Genomic DNA, 25059 nt, shown 5'->3' on the forward strand with positions numbered 1-25059 from the left:
TTTTAAATAAGCGGAATTATTATAAGAGTTAATACTAATATCGGTTGCTTGCAAATGCGTTTAATCAAAAATTGACTTGCGATAACACTCGCAGTCCTTAGCAAAAAAACTGACTATGGAGTGTACACGAATAACGTTCACACAGTAACAGGAAAAAAGTCATTTAATGTCAAATATCATGGAAAAAAGAATTCACAACAATTAACGTCACCCAGTGTAATCAAGCTTGTGCTTGCTCCGTATAAATCAATCATCGCTATCGCTTATAAATGAATGAAGGTAAAAGTACAGATGCTTTTTACTTTTCTATAAATGCTTGTTCAATAACGTAGTCGCCTCGGTTGCGCGAATTAGCTTTACTGAAGCCTACAGCATTTAATATGTCCATAGTATCTTGCAGCATATCGTTATTGCCACACAGCATAAAACGGTCATCTTGTGGGTTGATTGAAGGCATGCCAATTGACTTTGTTAAGCGGCCACTAGTCATTAAATCAGTTATTCTTTGTTGATGGTCTTCTTTGACACTGCAGTCATGAGCTTGCTCAAAATCAAAGTCTTCTCGGGTTACGCTAGGGAAATAAACAAGTTTGTCTTTGACTAAATCGCCAAAATAAAGATTGTTTGGCAGTTCTTGTTGAATTTCTTTTCGGTATGCCAACTCAGACACTTCTCTAACACAGTGGACCAATACTACTTTCTCAAAAGCTTCGTATATGTCAGGGTCTTTAATGATACTCATAAAAGGAGCGAGGCCGGTACCAGTCGATAGTAAATACAAATGTTTACCGGGGTTCAGATAGCCTGGCACAAGCGTTCCAGTTGGCCTAGTGGTCATTATAATACTGTCGCCAGGTACAATTTTCTGTAAACGCGATGTCAAAGCACCGTCGGGTACTTTGATGCTAAAAAACTCTAGTTCTTCAGCATAGTTAGCACTTGCCACACTATATGCTCTGAGCAGAGGTCGACCTTCAACCTCTAGGCCGATCATTACAAATTGACCATTCTCGAACGTGAAACTTTGACCGCGTGTGGTTTTAAAACTAAATAAAGTGTTGTTCCAATGATGCACATCGGTCACGGTTTCAGTAATAGTGTTTCTCATGCCTTCCTTAAAATGACATTCTTACGCCAATTTCAACAGCCCTACCTGGTAAAGGTGCTAAATTTTTGAGGAATGAAGTGTGCACTCGTGCTTCTTCATCGCTTAAGTTTCGACCTTTCAAAAACAGCTCTGTTTCGATACCTTTTACTTTAGTGAAGTATGAAGCATTGATATCGACTAATGTGTAAGCGTCGGTTGTGGTTTCAAACGCAGCCACCCTGTCTTGTTCAAACATTCGCGTTATTTGGCCTGAAACGGTAAAATTGTGAGTCTTGTAATCAGCACCAATAATAGCTTTGATGGGTGGAATCCTAGGTAAATTTTCATTTCCGTTACTCACCTTAGCGCGAATATAATCACCTTGAGCAGTAAAGGTCAAGCCTTCCATTGCCTGCCATGTAAATTGAACTTCAGCACCGTACAAATCTGTGTCCGCTGCTACATAAGCGAAGACAGGAAGGCCTTCTTCGCCATGTTCGTCCTCATGCTCATCATGCTCATCTTCATGAATTTCGTCATGATCATCATCATGTTCATCTTCGTGTTCATGTGAAAATTCTGCGTAGAGACCTGTATCTGCTAAATAGTAATAATTGTCGACTTGATTATAGAACACGTTGATGACAGCACCGAAATCACCACCAAATTTTCGCCATGAAATGTCTAGGTTATTCGATGTTTCAAGTTCTGGTCGATTTGGTTCAAATTCGACGATAGGCGCTTCTTCAGACATTGCCACCTGTTCAATATGATAAAGTGAGCCTATTTCATATGTCTGTGTGCCAATGTGAGGACCAAAAGAAAACAACTCAGCACTTGATGGAGCCCGTTTAGCATGCACAAATGACGCCGCTAAGTTGTAGCCTTTGGCGATATCCCACACAAGGCCGGCCGACAATGAAACGGGCGTAAAATCAAAACCAACAGCATCTTCAAAATGCTCACCTGAATGTTCGCCGTGATCGTCATCGTGCTCGTCACCATGCTCATCATCGTGCTCGTCTTCGTGATCATCATCATGATGTTCATCAAGTAAAAATTCGATTTCAGGCTCAAATATTCGCGGCACGTCTATTTGCACCCGCTCTATGCGCGCGCCAAGTTGCACCAATACATCGCCAAAATGTTTTTCTTCAATGATACCAAGCCCAAATGATTTTGTATCTGAAGGCGGTGTAAAGGCTTCTTCGCCTACCGCAGCAAAATCTGTCATTTTAGTATGCAAACTCACACCACCGCGCCAACCTGCAATGGGCTGGTGTAATATTTCCATTCGTGTTTCAAATGATTCACTTGAAAAATTTGTCCCTGGTTCATTATTTTCAAGCTCTGTATGCTCATAGTCGGTATACGATAAACCAAAATTAATAGCCGAAATAGCGGCAGTGTTTAATTGAAACGCGCCTGCCAACTGATACCTGTTTTGGCGCAGGTCAGCCATTACAATTTCTTCTTCCTCTCCTTCATGCTCATCATCGTGCTCTTCGTCATGCTCTTCTTCATGTTCTTCTCCGTGGCCATGACCAGGAATACCATATAAGCTCGACATATGCTCCATAGAGAAACCAATATGGCCGGCATCAAATAAGTAACTTGCCCCTACTGCTGCGCCTTGCGTGCGAGCGGCGGTATTTTCTACAACACCAAAGCTACCTTCTTCATGCTCATCGTCATGCTCATCTTCGTGTTCGTCATCATGCCCTTCGTCTGAATGTGCATCAGGACTTTCTGCAAACCCCGGGATTTGATAATCGTCGGCGTCGCGATAAAATGCCTGTACTTGCAAAGCTATATTGTCAGTACCTGTTTTAAAGCGACCATTAAAACCATCTTCGCTGTTGTTAGTATTGTGCGATACACTAAATTCACCTTCTTGATCCGTATTATCAGGAATACGAGTGTCAACCACGTTAACCACACCTCCGATTGCCCCACTGCCGTAAAATAAAGTTGCAGGGCCTCTTAATACTTCAATTTGTTCTGCGCTTGATGTTTCGTTAGTAACTAAATGATCAGGTCCAATGCGAGATGCGTCCCCGCCGTCCATGCCGTTTTGGGTAATTAATACTCGTGGGCCATCAAGACCGCGAATAATGGGAGAGCTCACTACGCCACCATAAAAAGATGAATGCACACCAACTTGATTTTTTAAGGTTTCGCCCAAGGTTGAAGCTTGCTGTTGTCTGAGTTTTTCACCAGCTAGAATACTAACAGGCGCAGCCGATTCTATATTGCTTGCATGAAAAGCACTCGCCGTCACATCAAATACCTCTATACTCGAAGAATCGACAGAGATATTTAAATTAACCAAACCATCTTCGACAACATCTACTTGTTCACTTGAATGAATATGGTTACTGGAAGAAACGTGTAACTCGACACTACCCGGCTTTACATCCAAAAATTCGAATTCACCCTTGCTGTTTATTTGACTGCGTTTGTTAGTGCCCATTATTTGTACCGAACCAGTGGTCAGTAACTTTCCGTTTTCGTCCGTGACTTTACCTTTAATTGTATTGGCATCAACATCAAAAGTCGCGCTGCTTGCACAGGCTATGGATATACAAAGGGCAAGGTTTGATAATTTCATGGTAGTTTATTCTATTCTCTTATAATGAATTTTGCGATAAAAGTGGTACGTGAATACGTTATGTTATTACATATTTTTTGTTATAGTATAACATCTGAAATATAGATCAAGAGGTAGAGAAAAAAAGGGACATGAATTTCGATACCGCAGATAAAAGCGGCAACTATATTGATGAGTATTGTGCTTGTAGGAAATTAACCAATCCCAGAATTAGACGCCGCAAGCTCCCTACGGCTATTGTCTATAGCCAAAAAGTAGCCCAAACACATGGATTGGCTAATATGCTCAAAACACTAAGGCTTTATAATTCTTTCTCTGCAAACTCCGCTAATCTGCTGCGTACCACGCCATCTAAACTCAAAGTTGCACTACCCGAAAAGTTTTTAAATTTCTCAACTAAATAAGTTAGCCCCGACGTTAATGCATTTAAATAATTGCTATCAATTTGCGATAAATTACCAGCACAAATGAGTTTAGTGCCTTCACCGCATCGAGTAATAATGGTTTTTAGCTGTGAAGCCGTTAAATTTTGCGATTCGTCGAGAATGACTATGGCATTTTGTAAGCTACGTCCGCGCATAAAATTAACCGATTTAAACTGTATATTGGCTTTCTCCATAATATAATTCATTGAGCCTTTCACGTTTTCATCATGCTTATGCAGTACCTCAAGCGAATCGGTAATTGCCGCTAACCATGGCGCCATTTTTTCTTCTTCAGTGCCAGGTAAAAAACCAATAGATTCGGCTATTTCAGGCGTACTACGTGTAACAATAATTTTATCGTACATGTTTTTTTCAATAACCATCTCAAGGGCTGCAGCCATAGCTAAGAGGGTCTTTCCACTACCAGCGGGGCCGGTCAAAATACACAAATCAATGTGAGGGTCGAGTAAGGTATGCAAAGCCATTGCTTGACCAATATTTTTAGGCGTAATACCCCACGCTCTGCGAGACATTAAACGTTCGTAACCTAAATCAAGTACGTCCAAAGTTTTCTCATCAAAAGCTTCTATTAAGCCAGCGAACTCTTTATTTTCATCGACTATAAACTCGTTAATATATGGGTCGGGCACTAAGGATTTATCAATGGTATGAACAGTGTCTCTGCCTTCAGTTATGCTGTTAACTGCTTCTACTTGTTGCCAAAAGCTCCCACCAAAAACATAGTAGCCTTTAGTTAAGTACTTCACATCAGTAATAAGCTGGTCAGTAAAGTAATCCTCTACTAACGCCATACCTGCACCTTTTGCCTTTAAGCGCATATTGATATCTTTGGTGACCAAAACAACTTGAATCGGCGACAAATCTTGTTGTAAATATAGTGCGGCATTAATAATACGATTGTCGTTTTCGTTGCTAGTAAACACTTGTGCTTGTTGGTCCATCGACAAATCAGCAAAAATTGATAAGCGCCCAGAAGGCGCTGTATCTCCAGAACCTATTCCCTTCATGCTAACGCCTTTGAGCATTTGCTCAGGCGATGCATCCCGCAGTAAATCTTCCATAGCTCGTATACTGACGCGAGCATCCCTAGCGACATCTTTTTTACTATCTTTTATATAATCAAGTTCTTCTAAAACAGTCATTGGGACGACTACGTCATGCTCTTTAAAAGAGGTAAACGCAAGCGGTTCGTGAAGGAGAATATTTGTATCGAGGACAAAAACTTTGGTGTTAGCTGGTGTGTTGGTATCAACCTGCTCTTTTGGCATCAAAAGCTCCATTTGGATAAGGGTTAAATGATACCTTAATCCAGAATCTCAAAGAGTTCACGCTTTTTTATGAGTATTTGATAAAAAGCTGACATCGACCGATGCACAGTTTACAATTGCGCCCACACAACACATAAGACATATTTAATTAATGAGCGAAGCAACTTCTTTTTCTGTTGGACAACGTTTTATAAGTAATAGTGAGTCTAGCCTTGGGCTAGGTGTAGTGATGGCTTCTGATGCCCGCAGCGTGAAAATTCTTTTCCCTGCGGTGGGTGAGGAAAGAACATACGCAAAAAATAATGCACACGTGACTCGTTTGGTGTTGAGTGAGGGAGAGAAAGTCAAACACATTGACGGTTTTGAAATCACAATCAATAAAATCGTAGAGCAAGACGATTTATTAACCTACATTGGTGTGCGCACTGATAACAACAAGGAAGCTTCGGTTGTAGAAGTCGCGCTTGACCCTCATGTCAAATTAAATCAGCCTGAAAAACGTTTGTTACATGGTCAGTTTGACGATCCCAACTGGTTTGATACTCGCTTTGCGTGCTGGCAAAAACAAAATGAGTTTTCTAGCTCAGGCGTTGTAGGTTTAGTCGGCGCCAGAGTTGACCTAATTCCTCACCAAATGCATATTGCTAACCAAGTAGGCCACCGCTACGCACCGCGCGTTTTATTGGCCGACGAAGTGGGCTTGGGTAAAACAATTGAAGCTGCGCTTATCATTCACATGCAATTAATCACTGGCCGGGCACACCGTGTACTCATAGTCGTCCCAGACTCTTTAGTACATCAATGGTTAGTTGAGATGTTGCGACGCGTCAATCTTGCGTTTTCGGTATTTGACGATGAACGCATCGAAGCGGTAAAGGAAAGCGGTGAAAACCCTTTTGACCAAGAGCAACTGATTCTATGCAGTCAAAGTTTCATCAGTCAGCACAAAGTACTTGCCGATGCCATTGAAACGCCATGGGATATTTTAGTCGTTGATGAAGCACATCATCTAGAGTGGTCAGAAGAAGATGTTTCTGAAGCCTATAGCGCAATTGAACAACTTGCTAATATTGCAAAATCAGTGCTTTTATTAACTGCTACCCCTGACCAATTAGGTCATCACGGCCACTTTGCGCGTTTGCGCCTACTCGACCCCGCACGATTTTACGATTATCAAGATTTTGTGGAACAAGAACAGCATTACAGCGAACTAGCCAACGCAGTCAATCCACTTATCGAAAATAAAGACTTAAGCAGTGTTGAGCGTGAATTACTGCGGCAAGTGATACCAAATATCAGTCTGGAAGATTTTGATTTAAATCTTGAAAGCGATCGTAAACGCTTACTAAAACAGTTAGTTGATCAACATGGAACGGGACGACTTTTATTCAGAAACAGACGGTCAGCTATTCAAGGGTTCCCTGAGCGGATTGCTCATCCTGTGCCACTGCGTATACCAAAAGAATTTGCCCTTAGCTTGCTAGAGCAGGATGATATTGGCCACGCTTTGCATCCTGAACGTAATTTAATAAGTGACGATAATTGGCCTGCCTATGATCCGCGCGTTAACTTTTTGATTGAGTTTTTAGAAGCCAATAAAACCGAAAAAGTGTTAGTGATATGTGCGTTTGCTAGCACGGCTTTGCAACTTGCTGAATTTATGCGTACCAAAACGAGTATTCGGCATACCGTGTTTCATGAAGGCATGAGCATTGTTGAACGCGACAAAGCGGCGCATTTTTTCGCTGATCATGAACTCGGCGCTCAAGTCATGTTGTGCAGCGAAATAGGCAGCGAAGGCCGTAATTTTCAGTTCTCGCGGCACCTTGTGCTATTTGATTTGCCGTTGAACCCTGATTTGCTCGAACAGCGTATTGGGCGTCTTGATAGAATTGGCCAAAAACATAATATTAATATTCATTTGCCATACTTTGAAGACACTGCACAAGAAGTACTGTTTGCATGGTATAACGATGGATTAGACGCTTTTGCGTCTACATGTGCAGTTGGATCAGATGTTTTTAAACGTTTGGGTGATGACCTTAAGCATGCATTGGCCAGTCCTTTAGACAAAGAAAACTGGCAAGATCTTATTGCTCAAGCACATGCATTGACCCTTTCACTAAAAGACCAAGTTGAGCAGGGTCGCGACAAACTTCTAGAGCTAAATGCAAAAGGTGATGAAGAGAGCGAAACGGCGCTTGAGCAGGTTGTAATTGCTGAAAATCCAGTTGAAATGATGCGCTTTATGACGCGATTATTCGACTCATTAGGTATTACCCAAGAAGAAAAAGACGCTCATAGTTTTATCCTTAAACAATCTGAAAACACCTTGTTCCCAATTAACTCAATTGGCGATGATGGTCTTGAAGTTACCTATAAAAGAGAAGCTGCTACACAGTTAGAGCATTTGACTTTTCTTAATCCCGATAGCCATTTAGTAACCCAGTGTTTAGACGTCGTATTACTCGATGTTATTGGCAAAAGTAGTTTATGTTTTGTTAATCGTGATGATGCTCCCGTTGGAGCGTATTGGATTGAAATAATCGCCGTTTTAAACCCAATTGCGCCTCCGGCGCTGCAGCTATTTAGGTACCTGCCAGCAACTCCTGTTAAAGTCTGTTTAAATGCCAAATTTGCTGCCGAGGAAACCGAGTTTGCACCAATATTTAAAGTCAAACCAAAAGTAGCGAAACAGTTAGTAAGCGCATTGGCTGAGCCTATATCGAAAACCATAGAAGCGGCCTTAGCATTGGCTCAAGAAGATTTAAACCGAGTGAAAGACGCTTCATTAATCAATATGCAATATGAGCTTGACGAAGAAATTGATAGGCTAAGTACTTTAAAACAACTTAATCCATCTATTCGCCAAGAAGAAATAGATTATTTAAATGAGCAAAAAGCCCAATTATTCGAGATAATTAAAGCCGCTGAACCACAACTTGATAGCGTCAGAGTCGTTATTAACAATCCTAAGTAGGTTGGGTGAAAAATGGTTTTATTGAACTATGCGCCTGAGATTAACCCAGCATTTGAACTGCTTTATGGTGACGATGATGTGTTGGTGTTTAACAAAGCAGCTGGCTTATTGAGTGTGCCCGGTAAGGCTATAGAGCATAAAGATTCGCTCGAACGACGCGTTCAACGGGTGTGGCCGAGCGCCACTATTGTACATAGACTGGACATGGCTACCTCAGGTCTAATGCTAATGGCCCTCAACAAAGAAAGCCACCGTCATATTTCGAAGCAGTTTGAACTAAGGCAAATTAGCAAAACTTATTATGCCCGAGTGTATGGAAAGCCAGTTTCTTCTGAAGGTTCGGTCAAACTTCCTTTGATTTGTGACTGGCCCAACAGACCGAAACAAATGGTAGATCTTGTAAACGGTAAACGCGCATTAACGCACTGGCAATGCGTATCCAGCAAACAAGACTCAAGTTTAATGAAACTCACACCAGTAACCGGGCGCTCACATCAGTTAAGGGTGCATATGCATGCCATTGGCCATCCTATTTTAGGAGACCGCTTATATGCGCATCCGGCCGCTCTTGCCGCTAGTGAGCGCCTATGCTTGCATGCAGCGCATATTGCCTTTGAGCATCCAACGAAGCATTCGGCCATGGAGTTTTCAAGTCCATTTACGTTTTAGACTGTTAGGTAGACTTTAAAAAAGAAGAGCATGTACTTTTATTAATGGGACAAAAATGTATGCTAAATCATGATAAGTTTGAGGCAAAATAGCCGATAAGGAGTAACACCATTTAAGCTTAGGTCTTATAGTTTGTTTACGGATTTTCAGCGTCTCATAAAGTTTGCGAGAATTTTTCTACAGAGGATTTGTTCAACTTTACAAATTACTCGTTTGGTACATAAAAGCGTTAAGCCAAATATCGCGATAACTTCCTATTTTAAAAAGGCTTTTACACTACTTTTGTTCTGCATAACTGCAATAAGCTTGACCAATTCGGTTAGAGCAAATACTGACTCGCCCCAACTTACTGAAGAGATGAGTCATTTCTTAAAAGATGCAAAACTTCAAACGCTAAATATTACCGTGGGTGAAAAAACCTTGGAAGTGCCACTTCTAACTTTCGAGTCATTGCAAGTCGCAACTAAGGGCACGATTGTTTTGGTCAGCGACAATCAGACTCAAACGGGCAGTGTTGCCAATATGGCCAAGTTAGCTAAAGAACTTGCCAATTGGGGGTGGAATGCGATTTTGATAACGCCCACAAGCGAGTATTTAGTGTCGATTTCTAACAATGAAACAAACGCAAGTGAATCATCTGATTCCGATAATGATAATAATGAAACCTCCACTACCGCAGAAGAAAATATTCCTGCTCCACAAACCGGCATTCATGCTTCAATTTGGCAAACGCAAGAGCTGGCATATGACCTGCAAAGTTATGGCGTTTTTCTAAACACTATCGTTGCAGAAGCACTTAAAGCTCCCGCAAGTCAAATGGGGTTTCGATTGATGTTGCTTGAAGGGCAAAGTGCTGTTGTAGGGATGTCGACTATAATGGAGCAAGAAAATACTTTTCAAATCGATGGCTTAGTAACAATTAATCCTTATTGGTTAGATTATGAAGTGCATAAACAAGTTCCCATGTTTATTCCTAAATTACAAATGCCAATGCTTGATTTATTAAGTCCGTCCGACAGCGCGCTTGCCAGAAAATACGCTCAACAACGACAAAACTCCGCACGAGTAAACTTGGTAAAAATGTATCGACAACGCACCTTATTGGGCGCTGGCTTGCAAAGCCTACCAGAGCAGTATGTCGCCAAAGAAATCGTAGGTTGGACCACTTTCATGGGATGGTAGGTTTTTTTTAACTTTTTTGTTAAGTTTTTTTTCATTGAATTCATGCAGTTACTGTAAACACTAGCTTTGCGGCTATTTAATTTTTAAATACTACTATACTCAGGGTACCTATTAATTTTGGCCATTAAACTTTGCTTGTTCAATCTTTCATTGATAAGAAGTGTTCGCAGCTCACCTATTATATTCAGGCTTTTTGGCATGATGAACTGCCTTACACTGAATTAGAGAATTTTATGTGGGATACTTTTGAAGAATGGGCTGAACTTGAACACAAACAAAATCAACTCTATACCCATAAAGAAAGGATATTTTGGCACTTGTTGCATCAAACACAATACGTAAGTGCTAAATCATTAAAAGAAGATGATATTTTAAAAGATGAAATTGATTTATGTTTACACTATTTAAAAACTAACCGAGCTTGTCCATTTGATGTTGTAGGCATGCGGCCATAGTTCGATACTCAAACACCTACAATACTACTACTTTGTTTCGACCCGTCTCTTTCGCTTTGTATAAAGCTTGATCAGCTATTTCGATCCATTGGCTTGGTTTAGTATATTCGTTGGTGTTTTGTGCTATCCCTAAACTACACGTATATTTTATGATTTGCCCTTCATAGTCTACTTCAGTAGCTTGCACCAATTTACGAATACGCTCAGCCACAGTGACTGCATTTTTTGCCTCAGTATCAGGCAATAGAATAGCGAATTCTTCTCCACCATAGCGACCACAAACATCGGTTTCTCGAGTAGCCGCTTTAATTGTATCTGCGATATGCCTGATCACCGCATCACCTGCTTGATGCCCATAAGTGTCGTTAACTTTTTTAAAGTGATCAATATCAAGCATCATCAAAGTATTACAAGACTTACTTCTGACACTTAATTTATACTCGAGATCAAAACGTTCTTGCCAATATCGTCGATTATATAAGCCCGTCAGACCATCAACTCTGCTAATGGTTTTTAGTTGCTTGTTTAACCTGTCAACACGTAATTTATTGAGCGCCTGATCGGTTGCGTCGTAGACCAAAAAGCACAATTTATCGACTTCACCACTTTCGTTTAATAATGGGGTAATCGTAATATTTTGGTACATAAAGTCGGCGTCAGAAGTTACAGGACGACTTGCTTCAAACTGAAATAGATACTTGCGTTGTTCCCATATCATAAATACCGGAGTCGCAAGGGCAAAAACAGGTTTACATTTATTTTTTAACCAATTTTCTTCAATGTCGGGAAAAACCTTGAACAAGCATTGTCCTGATATTTCTTGAGCATCTATCTTACTGTGGTTTTCCATAAACTGATTCCAAACTTCAACTTCATAGTTGTTGTTCACAATCACTATTCCCATTTCAAGAGAAGCTAATAATGCATTAACCCATTCTGTCGATTCGCTTATTTTATTCGACATTGGCATCTTATTGCTCCCTAACGCTTAAGAAGCGCTCAAAAGCTAGATCTAAGCTGTCAACCGGCAATAGCAGCAATAGTTCAAAATTGATATTGACTGATGGCATTGAGTAAGCAATCTCTACCAAAATTAATTCTTCCCATCGCGACACGTTTTCTTCGACTAGCTCTGAGAGTTCGCAATGCAACCCTAATATGCTAGGGGTAGTGTGGGTAACATCAACATCTAGTTGTTTGGCTATGCCACGTAAACATGCACCTACAATGATGTTAGATACATCCATCAGTGCTTCTAGTTCTAAATGATCTTGTTTTATATCGTTTGTATTTTGTACCTGAGAAGATGACTCATCTGGATGTAAAAGTGCGCTCAAACTTTTGGCATGAGTATCGTTAAATAAAATAACCGCTTCACCACGTAGGTTCTTGCTGGTAAAGCCTTTAGAAACCCCAGAAACAGCATCATTTTTATCTATCTCGGCAATAGCCATGGCAATTTCGTTGCTGTGGATAATACTGACATTGGGGACTGGAAGCTCAACAAATATATTCAAAAGTTTAGCGAGACTGTTGCCGGCTTGTCCCATCGCAACGTTCGACATTTCTCTGAAAACATCTAATTTATCTTCAAGGCTATTACCCGTTTTTATTGAGCATTGACGTTGATCACTTGAACTTTGGCCATCGTAGATGCCAAATTTATGCAATATTGCGAAGAGTTTGGCGTTGTCTATTGGCTTTTCGATAAAGTCTAAAGCACCCATCTCTATAACACGCTTGCGGGCTTCTTCTTGTACATCACCAGAGACGACGATGACCATAGTAGGTAAATCGCGTTGACGAATAACTTTCATGGTTTCGTATCCGTCCATGACCGGCATGTTAAGGTCCAAAAATAAAACGTGTGCCAAACCTTGTTCTATTTTTTCAATGGCCTGCTTGCCGTGCTCCGCAAAACAGATTTCTACGTCCCACTCGTCCGGCAACGACCTAGCTATCGCCTTACGGGCAAATGATGAATCATCGCAAATAAGAATGGGTAGTGCCATTTAGCCAACCTATCGTTAAGTTTATATACCACTTTTTTACGTAAAATAAGAAAGATTTTGCGCATCATAGCAAACTCTAGAAAGCCTTAATTATTGACTACACCGCAAATGGATATGCTATCGCCTCATGAGCTTGATATCCAGTTACTTCAAAATCGCTTTTGCTCACCCAAGTCTCTATGTCTTCCAATGATTTTATCTTTGGATTAATAGAAAGCGAAGGCGCTGCATAAGGCGTTCTTTTCAGCTGCACATTTTGCATCAAATCTAACTGATTCTCGTATATATGCGCGTTAACTATCTTATGATAGACCTTACCAGGTTTTAATCCTGTAATTTGTGCCATGAGTGCTAGCAATACAAAACACTGAGGCATATTAAAGGTCAACCCTAACGGAACATCACAACTTCGCATATAACTAGTTAGATATAGTGTATCGGCCAATATAGAAAAAGTATGAGTATGCATGCAGGGTCTTAAACACCCTAAATCGAATTCACCTGGATTATAAAAAGTAACAATTTCACCACGGTCATCAATCCCATTTTTGAGATTATTCACCACTTTTTGTAATTGATCGAAGGTACTTCCATCGGGTTTTAGCCAATTGCGTCCTTGGACTCCATACACTCGGCCCATATCGTCAAGCCCTTTGCGTGCGGGATTTGCTAACCATGCTTTATTTTCATTGGCATTTGCATCCCAAGTTTTACATCCAATTTCTCTGAATTGAGCAGCACTATCATAAGCTCTTAAATAGCCTAATAGTTCAGCAATAGCGGCCTTATAAAAACATTTTCGAGTTGTAACCAGAGGAAATTCATTGGCCGCAACATCATATTCAAGATCGGCATTAATCAACGTTAGACAACGAATACCCGTTCGTTCGTTTTCTACCCATTGGCCCTGGTCAATAATGCGTTGGCACAGCGTTTCGTATTGATGAGAACTGGATCTTGTCATAGCCTTAGTTTTTAACCACTTTATGTTTATTTTTTGATTTTTTATTTGTTTTTTTGTTTTTTTGTATATTACTACCGGCATGTACACTTTTTTCAAAATGACTATCTGACACCGGTCGCTTTTTATTTGCATAAATAATAAGAGCGATACCGGCCAAAATCATTGGAATACAAAGTAATTGCCCTTGACTCAACCCGATATCATACAAACCTAAATGTTCATCCGGCTGTCGATAAAATTCAACGATAAAACGAAATACGCCGTAACCAAGTAAAAACAGTCCACCCACCGAACCAACTGGCCTAGGTCGAGCAGAGTATAGCCATAGCACAACAAATAATACTGCCCCCTCAAGGAAAAACTCATACAACTGAGACGGATGACGAGCTTCAGGTCCTGCATTAGGGAAAACAAAAGCCCAAGGCACGTCGGTGATTCGTCCCCATAATTCTCCATTAATAAAATTACCAATTCGGCCAGCACCCAAACCAATAGGTACTAAAGGTGCAATAAAATCACCTACCATTAAAAAGGACCAACCTTTTACCTTAGAATAAGCCCAAGCCGCAAATATAACTCCTGCACAACCACCATGGAAAGACATCCCACCTTCCCAAATTTTAAATAAATACAATGGGTTGTCTAAAAATGATGAAAAACTATAAAAGAAAACATAGCCAATTCTACCGCCAATAATTACGCCAATAAAACAATAGAATAGTAGGTCACTTAATTCGTCTTTTGTCCAAGTGGTGCGCGACAGGCGTCGCGATGCCAACCAAAATGCTGCGACAAAACCGATCAAATACATCAATCCATACCAGCGCAACGCAAGCGGCCCGATGCCAAATATAGGGCCAATTTCAAATATGACTGGGTCAATTTCGGGCAAAGCAAGCCCCACTAATTCAAACATATGTTTATTCTAATCCTATAATCAAACGAATACTGACCAAAACAAGAAACACCGCGAATATCTTTTTTAATTTTTGCGTGTCTAATTTAACCGTTAGTTTAGCACCAATTGGCGCGGTAATCATGGAGGTTAAGGCAATACCAATAGTGGCCGGTAAATAAACATAGCCAAACGCATATTGTGGTAAGAAATCTGCGTTCCAACCACTAAAAATGAACGTAGCCGTGCCAAAAGTGGCAATAACCACACCACACAGGGCTGCGCACCCAATAGCCGTTTTAATATGTGTTTGAAACCAAACTAATACCGGCACCAAAATAGCGCCTCCACCTATTCCCATGAGAGAAGCAACAAACCCTGAGCCAAGTCCTATTGTCGCGTATGTGGGGTTTCCAATACTCACATTAGACACTCGGTTACGACCAAATATCATTTGCAAAGCTATCAATAATACTAATCCAGCAAAAATACGTTTTAATATAACGCCAGATATTTGAGTCGCAAAAAGCGCGCCAAAAACAGCGCCAAAAGCAATTCCAATACCACAGACCACCACTATTTTTTTGTCAATGTTACCTAATTTATAATGGGACCTTGCCGACGACAAACCTGTAAATATAACGGTCGACAAAGAGCTTGCAATGGCCATTTGCATACCATATTCGATAGAAACGCCTAAGAATTTTTGGAATATAAATGCCAAAACGGGTACGATGATTAATCCCCCACCAATACCCAGCAGCCCTGCTAATACACCCACAACAGCACCCAAGAGTAAACAAAGCGCCATGATTGTAATAATGTTATCCATTTATGAACCCGCGCGAACTAAACCGCCAAGATCTTTGGCTTCTAAATAGTCTTCTAATAAGTTGATGACTTGCTCAGTAGACTCTTGATGAAGCAGTAATTGCAATAACTCTTGCGTATCTGAGATGCTAGTATTTCGAATAACCCAATTAATTTTGCGCAAACTATGTGCATTCATACTCAATTTACGATAACCCATCGCCAGCAAAAGTAAGGCTCCTGCAGGCTCACCGGCTAACTCACCACAAACTGTAACCGGTATGTTGCACTTGATTGAATCATCAAAAATTTTCTGGAGCGCATTTAATACAGAAGGATGGTAACTCGAGTAAAGTGAAGATACGCTCGCGTTATTACGATCTACAGCGAGTAAATATTGGGTTAAATCGTTTGTGCCCACAGAAAAGAAATCTACATGATCAGCCAACTGAGGAATTTGGAAAATAACCGCTGGAACTTCTAACATAACTCCTACCGCAGGTTTTGATAGCATATTACCTTGTTGAAATGCTTCTTCTTTTACTTCTAAAAAAGCTTGTTTAATTAAGCGCTTAGACTCAATAACCTCACCAATATTTGAAATCATTGGTAATAGAATATGCAAATTTGATAAACCTATGCTGGCTCTTAGCATGGCTCTAATTTGCACTAAAAAGATGTCAGGATGATCGAGCGTCAAGCGAATGCCTCGCCAGCCCAAAAATGGATTTTCTTCGCTTATTGGAAAGTAAGATAAGGGTTTATCTCCACCCACATCGAGGGTGCGCATCGTAATTTCTTTACTCGGGTGAGCACTTAACAAGCTTTTATATAAATCGCATTGCTCTTGTTCAGAAGGAAATCGATCACGCATCATAAACGGTATTTCTGTGCGGTAAAGCCCTACCCCATCACCTTGCTTAAATTGCTCCATTTCTACGTTAGCAGATAGGCCTGCATTCACCAATAATGAAACATGTTTATCATCTTGGGTAATGCTTGGATTATCAGCCTCGGCGGCAATTTTATCTTGTAAGGCTTCTTCTTGAGCGATTAATTGCAAATACTCTTGTTTGTTACTTTCACTTATATTTAAAGTAACTTCACCAGAGTATCCATCTATAAAAAGTTCTTGTTGATTCAGCAAGTTTAAAGATACTTTGTGTAAGCCCATTACTGCCGGTACACCTAACGCGCGAGCTAAAATGGCAGCATGACTATTATTAGAACCTTTAATTGAAATAATACCTGCAAGCTTTTCTCGAGGAAACTCAGCAAGCATAGGTGCGCTAACCTCTTGAGCTACTAAGATATAAGCGCCTTCATCATTAGCAGAAAATTCAACCTGCTTATCATCAATAATATTGACCAAAATACGATTAGATAAATCAATTATATCAACAGCTCTTTCTCGCATGTATGGATCTTCCATGCTTTCGAAACGTGCTGCATAAACATCTACTACCAATTTTAAAGATGAAGCGGCATCCCAACCTTCGTGTATTTTTTGTTCAACCTCTCTGCCAAGACTATTGGCATCCAATAGTTGGTGATAAAGCTGAAAAATCGCACTGACATCGTCTGGAATATCATCGCTAACTGATGCTGACAAAGTCGCTACCTGCAACCGAGTTGCCTCTATTGCTGTTCTGTAGCGGGTAATTTGCGAACTAGTGTCAGAAGACTTTTTAGGTACCCATTGATTGAGTTTATGTTTTAGGTTGTAAGCTATCCCAATCCCCAGCGCTAAACCTGGAGAACCCGGGATACCATTCACTTGTCTTGATTCTTTTTCATGGCCTTGATTTTCTTGATCAAAAGCCCCGAGCATTTCAGCGTTTACAATTTCTAAGGCAATTTGTGCAGCCAATGTAACCAAAAATGCTTCTTCGTCTTCGCTAAACCTGCGAATATTTTTTTGCTGCATCGAAATAACACCCAAAACTTTACGTTGATTTATAATGGGCGTCCCTAAAAAGGCATGATAATTATCTTCTTTTACTTCAGGAAAATGTTTGTAGCGAGGATGTTCTTTAGCGTTCTCAATATTAATAGGTTCCTCTCGGTCTCCAACAAGGCCCACTAAGCCTTCATAAAAACCTATTTTTACTTTTCCAACGGCACTTTTTTCAAGTCCATCAGTTGCCGCTAATGACAGTTGCTTAGTTTCATAGTTGGCCAGATAGATAGAGCACGAGTCAACTTCCATTAAAGTTTTGACTCTAGTGGCCAAATGCGACAATGCGGCATCCAATTGGTGGATGCTATTCATTTCTTGAATAATTTGTTTGAGATTTGTCAGCATTTTAATGTAAGGATTAGCTCAAAAAGGGTGAATCAAGTATACCAGCTCACGAGCAATTTTTGTGCAATACCCTATTGCGATTTATGTTTTTGCTTTTGAAAACGTCTTTTACCACGTTTAGAAGGCGAAAATGGCTTAGAGGGAGGCATGGCATGACTGACAAATTCTTTCATTATTCGCCTGTACACATCACGTTTAAACGAAACAACGTTACGAATAGGATACCAGTAACTTACCCAACGCCAATCGTCAAACTCTGGATGCCCCGTGCGTTCAAAGTCAATTGCTTTTTCTTCACAAGTGAGGGTTAATAAAAACCACTTTTGCTTTTGACCAATACAGACTGGATCGCTTCCTTTACGGATCAATCTTTTAGGGAGTTTATATCGCAGCCAATTACGCGATACGGCTACTATACTCACGTCGTTTTGAGTCAAGCCAACTTCTTCGTTTAGCTCTCTGTACATTGCCTGTTCGGCGGTCTCGCCTTTGTCAATTCCACCTTGTGGAAATTGCCATGAATGCTGGCCGTATCGTCTAGCCCAGAATACCTGTCCTGATTTATTACAGATTATTATGCCAACATTCGCGCGGAACCCTTCGGTATCAATCACTTAGATTACCTAGCGCGTTTATTTTTTGATATGGTATTATTCTTTCACACTATAAGGCTGAAGCAAAGCAAATGTTGATTTTTTGTGAAATTACCCCTTCCCCCACAATCTGAAACCGGACTAATGTACAGAGCTAACGAGCTCTCAGGCGCAACCTTAGGAGAAATCGCACATTCACTAAACATCGCTATTCCAGCTAATTTTAAACACCATAAGGGGTGGACTGGGCAGTTAATTGAAAAAGCGTTGGGCGCCACAGCGGGCAGTAAACCTGAGCAAGACTTCGCCGATCTGGGGATAGAATTAAAAACACTTCCATTAGATTATCAACATAAGCCACTTGAAACGACTTACGTTTGTTATGCGCCGCTGACTAATTTAGTTGGCACAACTTGGCTTACATCAAGTGTCTATAATAAATTACAAAAAGTGTTGTGGATACCCGTGCAAGGCGAACGCGAAATCCCACCTGATGAGCGTATGGTCGGCTCCCCAATTTTGTGGCAACCTACGCCAGCACAAAATCAACTGTTAAAAGAGGATTGGGAAGAGCTCGTTGAGTTAATTGCGCTTGGCAAAGTAGAATCTATCACAGCACGCACTGGACAGGTTTTACAGTTGCGACCGAAAGCCGCTAATGGTAAAGCGCTTACGGAAGCAATTGGCATCAATGGCGAAAAAATACGCACGCGACCAAGAGGGTATTATTTACGCAAAAACTTTACTCAACAAATATTGAATAACGCTTTTTAAAATAAGTATTACGTTTAATTAAAAAGCTTATTCATCCAGTCTGCCCACATTTGACTGCTTGCCATTGTAAATACGAATACCACTCTAAATATTAGCCAAGCAAGTCCAAGCCAAGTGATCAGGTGAACTTTACTGCGTGCACGCCAATCGTGTGTTATCAGCAAACCAATTAATGCTAGATGAATAATCAGAGCGGCGGGTGGTATTCCAATTGCCATTGCTAGTCTAGCAATTGCAGGGTCCATTATCACAATGCATGCTACTAACATACTGTGTTTATGTGCAAGGGCATTGTGGCGGTTCAAAAAAGCAACTGTAAAAAAAATAAACAAACCCAAGCCATCGAGTATTGGTAGCGACAAAAACTGTGGCAAAGTCATAATAGGGACTGGGGAAACACCGTTGCTAAAGGTGTGTGATGCCATCATAAAAGCAGTGACCAACATACTTACAACAAGCAGAAGACTCAAATAACCCAATTTTTTGTGTAGATGGTGATTAGGCCTGCCGATTAAAAAAGCTTGGAAAATAAACAGTGAAAACCAAGAAATGTATACTAACGCATGAATATGGAAGAGAACTGGGAAGTCAGCTAAATTTCTATTTTGACTAATCATTGAAGTGCCAAACCCGACAATAACTAAAGCAAGTAACAAGCCCCCCATTTGCAAATAAAATCGATTGATAGCGCTATGACTTGTCATGTGTTTCTCCAGAGGGAACGAATTCTAGTCTGGACACTCTTAAACATCTTGTCAAATTTCAATTATTTGGGGCTATCAATTTTGCGGGAATATTAATGTTGTGAAATTCGCCAATAAGTGTCCGAATCGTACACTTTTCAGTGTCCGCGGACGTTTTGTTGTGTACGCTTAAACGCCTCAATTAAGAATTTATCTATATATTTCAATGATATAAAAATTGGCACGATATTGGCTTATGTGAATTTATAACACTTATGAAATAACACATTATTATATTTACTCAGGAGATTCACATGACTATCAAACATAAGATTTGGGCAATTTCATTCGCAATATATTCAGTTACATTGTGTTCGTTTTGCTTTTTGGCATAATTTTCAACATTAAAGACCTATTTTTAAGAATGTTCGAATTTGTTTTGATATTGATCAAGACTGCCTTAAGGCCCTTCCTTTAGTATGTGTAAAACGGATACTTGTTCGAGTATTTGAATCATTGAAAGGAGAATAGCATGGCGTTATTGATCACCGACGAATGCATAAACTGTGATTTATGCCCTGTTGAATGCCCAAATGAAGCAATTACCATGGGCGTCGAAATTTTTGAGATAAACCCTGCGGCGTGCACTGAATGTGTTGGACATTATGATGAACCAAGTTGCGTGCAAATATGCCCAGTAGAATGTATTGTCAGCGATCCAAACCAAAAAGAATCGCACATTATGATTACGAAAACCGAGGACTAGCGCTTTCTATTTAGATGCTGAGTTAGCAGGCTCATGCTCTTTTGTTTCTTGTTTTAAATGGCCTCGTGTTTGGTCAGTAGGCTCTTCAACTTTTTCAGCATCGCGTTTCTCGCATGTCATCGAGATACTGTAAGTCAAAATAGCACCGAGCAACACAACAATCCAAGAGAGGTAAACCCAAACAAAAAGGATTGGAATAGTCGCTAAAGCCCCATAAATAAGTTGATAACTATCAAAGCTGCTAACATAAAATGAGAAGCCTTTTTTACTAATTTCAAATAAAATTGTTGCAAACAAGGCGCCAAAAAATGCATATTTTGCTCTAACAGGTCTGTTTGGAACAATCATATACAAAATTAGGAAAGCTCCAATTGCTGCGCCCCAAGGCACCGTCTTTAAAAATAGCGTCCCAAAACCCGGCGTATAGTCGTCGGCGAAGGTGGCAAGTGCTCCTAAATATGAACTAACTGCGATGCTCACACCAATAAGTAATGGTCCTAGCGTTATAATCATCCAATAAATTGCGAAGGTAAAAATGAGTGGGCGACTAGCTTTTGTTTTCCAGAGGTGGTTAAAGGTTTTGTCGATGTTCGCTATAAGCAACAAAGCCACAATTAAAAGAGAAAAGATGCCAGTAGCACCCATTCCAGATGCGTTCCCGACAAATTTGGTCATGTAGTCTTGCACCACGTCGCCAGCATGAGGAACAAAGTTTGCAAAAATAAATTCCTCTAATTGTACTTTGATTTCTTGAAATGCAGGGAAAGCAGACATTAAGGTAAAAATAACCATTATCACAGGTACTAGTGATAAAAGGCTTACATAAGCAAGGTGCCCTGCAGAAACAGTTACACGTTCACCTTTTATATCTTTAAAAAAATTAAAGAATATATCTTTGAGTAAAGGAATTCTTTTTCTTGAATAATCTCTAAATTTAACTGTTAACTCTGCTTTTGTCACAATCTTAATCGCCATTTTAAAATGTAAATTTGTACAAGCTACTGAAAAGCGTTGAGCCAAGGTACTTAATACCCAATAGACGCCCGCGCATTTATCATAACTACAATGATAACAAATTAGCGTTAATTTCTCATCTCACTTATCTTCTTAAGCCTAGCATGTGACAAATTGCAAAGCTTAACTCACTGCGATTAAGGGTGTAAAAATGAAAATGTTTGACGCCTTCTTTTGCTAATACCTTTACCATATCCATAGCTATATTGGCGCCGAGTAAATTGCGAGTTGCTTGGTCATCGGCATCGAGCCCTTGATACATTTTGTGCAACCAACCCGGCACGTGTACATTAGTCATACCAGCAAAGCGCACAAGGGTCTGGTAATTTGTAACGGGTAAAATGCCAGGTACAAGTTCGGCACCGATACCTGCTGCAGCGCAACGATCGCGATAGCGCAAAAAAGCACTACTATCAAAAAAGAATTGTGTAATTGCTTCATTGGCGCCGGCTTCGACTTTGCGTTTAAGGTTTAACAAATCGAATTGATCATTTGGTGCGTCTGGATGTTTTTCAGGATAAGCAGCTACAGAAATATCAAAGTCAGCAACTTCTTTGAGCAAGTTAACTAAATCAGATGCATACATGGCCGGTTTGTCCATGCCTTCTGGCAAATCTCCACGCAGAGCAACAATGCGTCTTACCCCAGAATCCCAATAATCTTGTGCAATAGTTTTGAGCTCTTCTTGACTTGCATCGATACAAGTAAGGTGAGGCGCAGTAGTCACGCCCGTTTCAGCTTGAATTCGTTTAACTACTGAATGCGTTCTGTCTCTCTCACCGCTGTTGGCACCATAAGTGACCGACATATATTTAGGCTTCAAAGGCGCTAAACGCTCGACTGATTTCCACAAGGTCTGCTCCATTGTTGGAGTATTAGGTGGGAAAAATTCAAAGGAAACTTCAATGTCGCGTAATTCACTCAAAGACTGATTTAGGGCATCGATACCCTGTGCATAGGAAACCATTTTTTACTCTAATAGACGTTTAGACGTCTAAACTACGAAAATATCGCGTAGACGTCAAGCAATTTAGACGTCTAGATTGATTTTTTTGGTATTCCAGTTAGAATTTTAATATAACAATACAAAACAATGATAAAAATAATGGCTAAATGGAACGGCGAATATATTCACCCATATGCAGAACATGGCAAAAAGAGTGAGCAAGTAAAAAAAGTAACAGTCTCTATACCGACAAACGTGTTGCAAGTGTTGACCGATGAGCGCACACGTCGGCAAATTAACAACCTTAGGCACGCTACTAATTCCGAACTTTTATGTGAAGCGTTTTTGCATGCATTTACAGGCCAACCTTTACCTAATGATAAAGATTTGAAAAAAGATAACCCCTACCGTATCCCAGTAGAGGCTAGAAACATCATGGTAGCAATGGGTATAGACGTCGATGAAATTGAAAAACAAGATTAGTTGTTTCCACTATTTTACGCCTAAAAACTAAACCCGACTATTACGGGATCGTGATCTGACGAACGAAAAGCCGACTTGTCGTTAAAGTTAGCAGGCTTTTTAAGGTCACCCGGCAGTTCATCGTTGTAATCCAGTGCAATTGGTTCGTCAGCATTGATATGCCACTCTACAGTCGATTGGACTAACTTTTTAGCCGCTTGGTTGGCTAAGGCATAATCTAACGAACCAAAACGGCCGCGGAACGCATAGCTATAGGCCTTTGCACCATTCAATTCTCTAGCAAGGTCGGTATATCCCGCTTTTGCCAACTCTGTTATCGGGTCTTCTTTAGCATAAGCATTTAGGTCGCCAACGATAAAAATTGGCTGATTTGAGAATGTGGCCGCTAACCAATAATGCAAAGCCTTTGCAGCGCGAGTTCTGGTGCCATTACAGTTACCCTGATCAGCACTATCATCGCCTTCTCCGCAACGACTGCCTTTAGATTTCAGGTGATTCACATTAACAACAAATGTATCTTTGTTATTCCTTGCCACAAACTTTTGCGCCATTGCGGGACGATTTCGACGAGTGCTAAACAAAGGTCCGTCTTTGTCGCGTAAAGATTTGCTTTCATCAAGAACTTCGACCGCACCGAGCGGTGCTACTTTTGCTGGTTGATAAATAATACCCACGGCAATACTGTCAGTACCAAGCGGCCCTCCAGCGTCAATAAAATCGTAAACACCCTTACCCGCCGCTTTATTCATAGCTTCAACCAATTGAGCAATGGCGCTGTGAGAGCCAAAACCATCATTTTCTAACTCCATTAGCGCAACTACATCGGCGTCGAGCGGTAAAATTGCATTCACAATTTTCGAAAGCTGCAAATTATACTCGGCAATATTATCGGCACCGCGCGGCGTCGGAAATTCACCACCTTTACCATCACCGTTAAATAAGTTGAGTACATTAAAACTCGCAATTTTAACATCACCCTTTACTTTGGGTACTTCTGGGCGTGGAGCAGATGAGACCACAGGAACCGCAGTTGACCTGATTCTGTATGTATTAAAACTATAATCAACGACACCTTTAATACCCGAGATTGTACTACCTGTTCTAAGTGGATTTTTTGCCGATAACTCGCCATTTATATCAACAGATTGCGGCGCACCGTTAAATAAATCGTCTAAGGTAATTTTATTGCGCGTATTTTCAGAAGCTATCGCTAAGGCTGCTGGTGACCCAGGAACAAATAAGTGCGTTGGCGTAAATAAGCGTCCATTAGCGACTTCTATTTCTCCAAATCGGGTGTAGTTGTAAGTATTAACTACGGTAAGAGTTTGCTCAACCGTCACGGCCATGCCTTCAAAAGCTTCAAAAGACTGCTCCCTAGAAAGCGGCAGATTCAATACGCTTGTTTGATAATTAGCGGTGCCACAACTATTAGAAAGGGCTTTTAGGTTTAATTGCGTTTTTTCGAAGGATTCGGTTACGGTCCCTCCCACTCGCACTAACTCTCGTTCTTTAACCGTAATTGGCATATTAGCTGTAAATACAAATATGCCTTCTGAAGTATTTGGGTTTGTGTCAAAGTCTTCAACTTCTTCTTGCAAGAAAAAACCTTGTAAACCAGGAGCAACTAAGGTCACTATTGCCTCAACAACGACGTCGTTGTCGACCTTTGGAGATACATTGCTATCGCCTTGTATTTGGTTTATTAACGTTGCAGGTGCTGCGCATTTTTCAATGCTAGGAAAATCTAGTGCACTTGCGTTAGCATGTGGCGCAAATAATATGACTAACAATAATATGTGCTTTGTAACTTGCATGGTTGATGCCTCTAATGTGTTTGTAACTATGAAATACATAGACTGGTGCTTATACAATAATCTGAGCGCATTAGTTTAAAAGGCTTTTTGTATTTTGAGGTTGGCAGACAACTCCTATGAACCGCAAACCGTTACAACGCGCCAAAATTTAAAACGCATTTTTCTATAGTCATTGTTACCTTGTGGGGATGTTATAAGAAAATCAGCTATTCGATTTTTACAGGATTCGTAGTCCAGATATAACTAATTTTTGATCGCTTAGAGGACGTTGGCGCGCTGTTTTGAAATCATTGTTTTTCGAA

The 25059-nt window shown here is 40.5% G+C and carries 21 protein-coding genes; 7 read left to right on the plus strand and 14 right to left on the minus strand.

What is annotated here, in order from left to right; all coding sequences use genetic code 11:
* Positions 1-298: 298 nt before the first annotated feature.
* The 3 genes from RM552_RS11210 to RM552_RS11220 form a co-directional block, all read right to left on the minus strand.
* Positions 299-1108 carry a ferredoxin--NADP reductase gene (locus RM552_RS11210; protein ID WP_311368931.1) on the minus strand — a complete coding sequence of 270 codons (810 nt, stop codon included), beginning with the start codon at positions 1106-1108 and terminating at the stop codon, positions 299-301.
* Positions 1109-1115: 7 nt separating this feature from the next.
* Positions 1116-3698 (minus strand): TonB-dependent receptor, encoded by a 2583-nt coding sequence (locus RM552_RS11215; protein WP_311368932.1) that lies wholly within the window; start codon positions 3696-3698, stop codon positions 1116-1118.
* A gap of 301 nt (positions 3699-3999) precedes the next feature.
* Positions 4000-5412, minus strand: coding sequence for a PhoH family protein (locus RM552_RS11220; RefSeq protein ID WP_311368933.1), 1413 nt, complete (start codon positions 5410-5412; stop codon positions 4000-4002).
* A 151-nt stretch (positions 5413-5563) separates the two neighbouring features.
* On the opposite strand from RM552_RS11220, the gene rapA reads away from it, so the two are divergent.
* From rapA to RM552_RS11240, 4 genes are all read left to right on the plus strand, one after another.
* Positions 5564-8392: an RNA polymerase-associated protein RapA gene (gene rapA / locus RM552_RS11225; protein ID WP_311368934.1), complete on the plus strand. Its 2829-nt coding sequence runs from the start codon at positions 5564-5566 to the stop codon at positions 8390-8392.
* Between the two features lie 12 nt (positions 8393-8404).
* On the plus strand, positions 8405-9061 hold the full coding sequence (locus RM552_RS11230; RefSeq protein WP_311368935.1) for a pseudouridine synthase: 657 nt from the start codon (positions 8405-8407) through the stop codon (positions 9059-9061).
* A 306-nt stretch (positions 9062-9367) separates the two neighbouring features.
* Positions 9368-10243 (plus strand): DUF3530 family protein, encoded by an 876-nt coding sequence (locus RM552_RS11235; protein WP_311368936.1) that lies wholly within the window; start codon positions 9368-9370, stop codon positions 10241-10243.
* Positions 10244-10374: 131 nt separating this feature from the next.
* Positions 10375-10698 (plus strand): hypothetical protein, encoded by a 324-nt coding sequence (locus RM552_RS11240; protein ID WP_311368937.1) that lies wholly within the window; start codon positions 10375-10377, stop codon positions 10696-10698.
* A gap of 16 nt (positions 10699-10714) precedes the next feature.
* Here the strand turns inward: RM552_RS11240 and RM552_RS11245 are convergent, their stop codons facing one another.
* The 7 genes from RM552_RS11245 to rppH form a co-directional block, all read right to left on the minus strand.
* Positions 10715-11668 carry a GGDEF domain-containing protein gene (locus RM552_RS11245; protein ID WP_311368938.1) on the minus strand — a complete coding sequence of 318 codons (954 nt, stop codon included), beginning with the start codon at positions 11666-11668 and terminating at the stop codon, positions 10715-10717.
* 1 nt (position 11669) lies between these two features.
* Positions 11670-12710 carry a response regulator gene (locus tag RM552_RS11250; RefSeq protein ID WP_311368939.1) on the minus strand — a complete coding sequence of 347 codons (1041 nt, stop codon included), beginning with the start codon at positions 12708-12710 and terminating at the stop codon, positions 11670-11672.
* Positions 12711-12807: 97 nt separating this feature from the next.
* The gene (locus RM552_RS11255) at positions 12808-13674 is read right to left on the minus strand and encodes a thymidylate synthase (RefSeq protein WP_311368940.1); all 867 of its coding nucleotides are present in this window, start codon (positions 13672-13674) and stop codon (positions 12808-12810) included.
* Positions 13675-13678: 4 nt separating this feature from the next.
* Entirely contained in the window at positions 13679-14590 is a 912-nt protein-coding gene (gene lgt / locus RM552_RS11260) for a prolipoprotein diacylglyceryl transferase (RefSeq protein WP_311368941.1), read from the minus strand.
* Between the two features lie 4 nt (positions 14591-14594).
* Complete coding sequence (locus RM552_RS11265; RefSeq protein WP_311368942.1) at positions 14595-15401, minus strand: sulfite exporter TauE/SafE family protein; 807 nt, start codon at positions 15399-15401, stop codon at positions 14595-14597.
* On the minus strand, positions 15402-17684 hold the full coding sequence (gene ptsP, locus RM552_RS11270; protein ID WP_311368943.1) for a phosphoenolpyruvate--protein phosphotransferase: 2283 nt from the start codon (positions 17682-17684) through the stop codon (positions 15402-15404). It lies immediately after the preceding gene.
* Positions 17685-17755: 71 nt separating this feature from the next.
* Positions 17756-18298, minus strand: coding sequence for an RNA pyrophosphohydrolase (gene rppH, locus RM552_RS11275; protein WP_311368944.1), 543 nt, complete (start codon positions 18296-18298; stop codon positions 17756-17758).
* Positions 18299-18382: 84 nt separating this feature from the next.
* Between rppH and mutH the strand changes: the two genes are divergently transcribed.
* On the plus strand, positions 18383-19051 hold the full coding sequence (gene mutH / locus RM552_RS11280) for a DNA mismatch repair endonuclease MutH (RefSeq protein WP_311368945.1): 669 nt from the start codon (positions 18383-18385) through the stop codon (positions 19049-19051).
* A 14-nt stretch (positions 19052-19065) separates the two neighbouring features.
* Here the strand turns inward: mutH and RM552_RS11285 are convergent, their stop codons facing one another.
* Positions 19066-19755, minus strand: coding sequence for a hypothetical protein (locus RM552_RS11285; RefSeq protein WP_311368946.1), 690 nt, complete (start codon positions 19753-19755; stop codon positions 19066-19068).
* A 511-nt stretch (positions 19756-20266) separates the two neighbouring features.
* Between RM552_RS11285 and RM552_RS11290 the strand changes: the two genes are divergently transcribed.
* Entirely contained in the window at positions 20267-20500 is a 234-nt protein-coding gene (locus tag RM552_RS11290; protein WP_311368947.1) for a YfhL family 4Fe-4S dicluster ferredoxin, read from the plus strand.
* Between the two features lie 6 nt (positions 20501-20506).
* On the opposite strand, the gene RM552_RS11295 is transcribed toward RM552_RS11290, so the two are convergent.
* Together RM552_RS11295 and metF are read right to left on the minus strand one after the other, a co-directional pair.
* Positions 20507-21475 carry a virulence factor BrkB family protein gene (locus RM552_RS11295; RefSeq protein ID WP_311368948.1) on the minus strand — a complete coding sequence of 323 codons (969 nt, stop codon included), beginning with the start codon at positions 21473-21475 and terminating at the stop codon, positions 20507-20509.
* 124 nt (positions 21476-21599) lie between these two features.
* Positions 21600-22481 carry a methylenetetrahydrofolate reductase gene (gene metF, locus RM552_RS11300; RefSeq protein WP_311368949.1) on the minus strand — a complete coding sequence of 294 codons (882 nt, stop codon included), beginning with the start codon at positions 22479-22481 and terminating at the stop codon, positions 21600-21602.
* 138 nt (positions 22482-22619) lie between these two features.
* Here metF and metJ point away from each other — a divergent pair, with 138 nt between their 5' ends.
* Complete coding sequence (gene metJ, locus RM552_RS11305) at positions 22620-22943, plus strand: met regulon transcriptional regulator MetJ (protein ID WP_311368950.1); 324 nt, start codon at positions 22620-22622, stop codon at positions 22941-22943.
* 20 nt (positions 22944-22963) lie between these two features.
* Here the strand turns inward: metJ and RM552_RS11310 are convergent, their stop codons facing one another.
* The gene (locus RM552_RS11310) at positions 22964-24757 is read right to left on the minus strand and encodes an ExeM/NucH family extracellular endonuclease (RefSeq protein WP_311368951.1); all 1794 of its coding nucleotides are present in this window, start codon (positions 24755-24757) and stop codon (positions 22964-22966) included.
* Between the last annotated feature and the right edge of the window lie 302 nt (positions 24758-25059).

The sequence above is a fragment of the Glaciecola petra genome (assembly GCF_031846345.1).
GTDB classification, from domain to species: Bacteria; Pseudomonadota; Gammaproteobacteria; order Enterobacterales; family Alteromonadaceae; genus Glaciecola; species Glaciecola petra.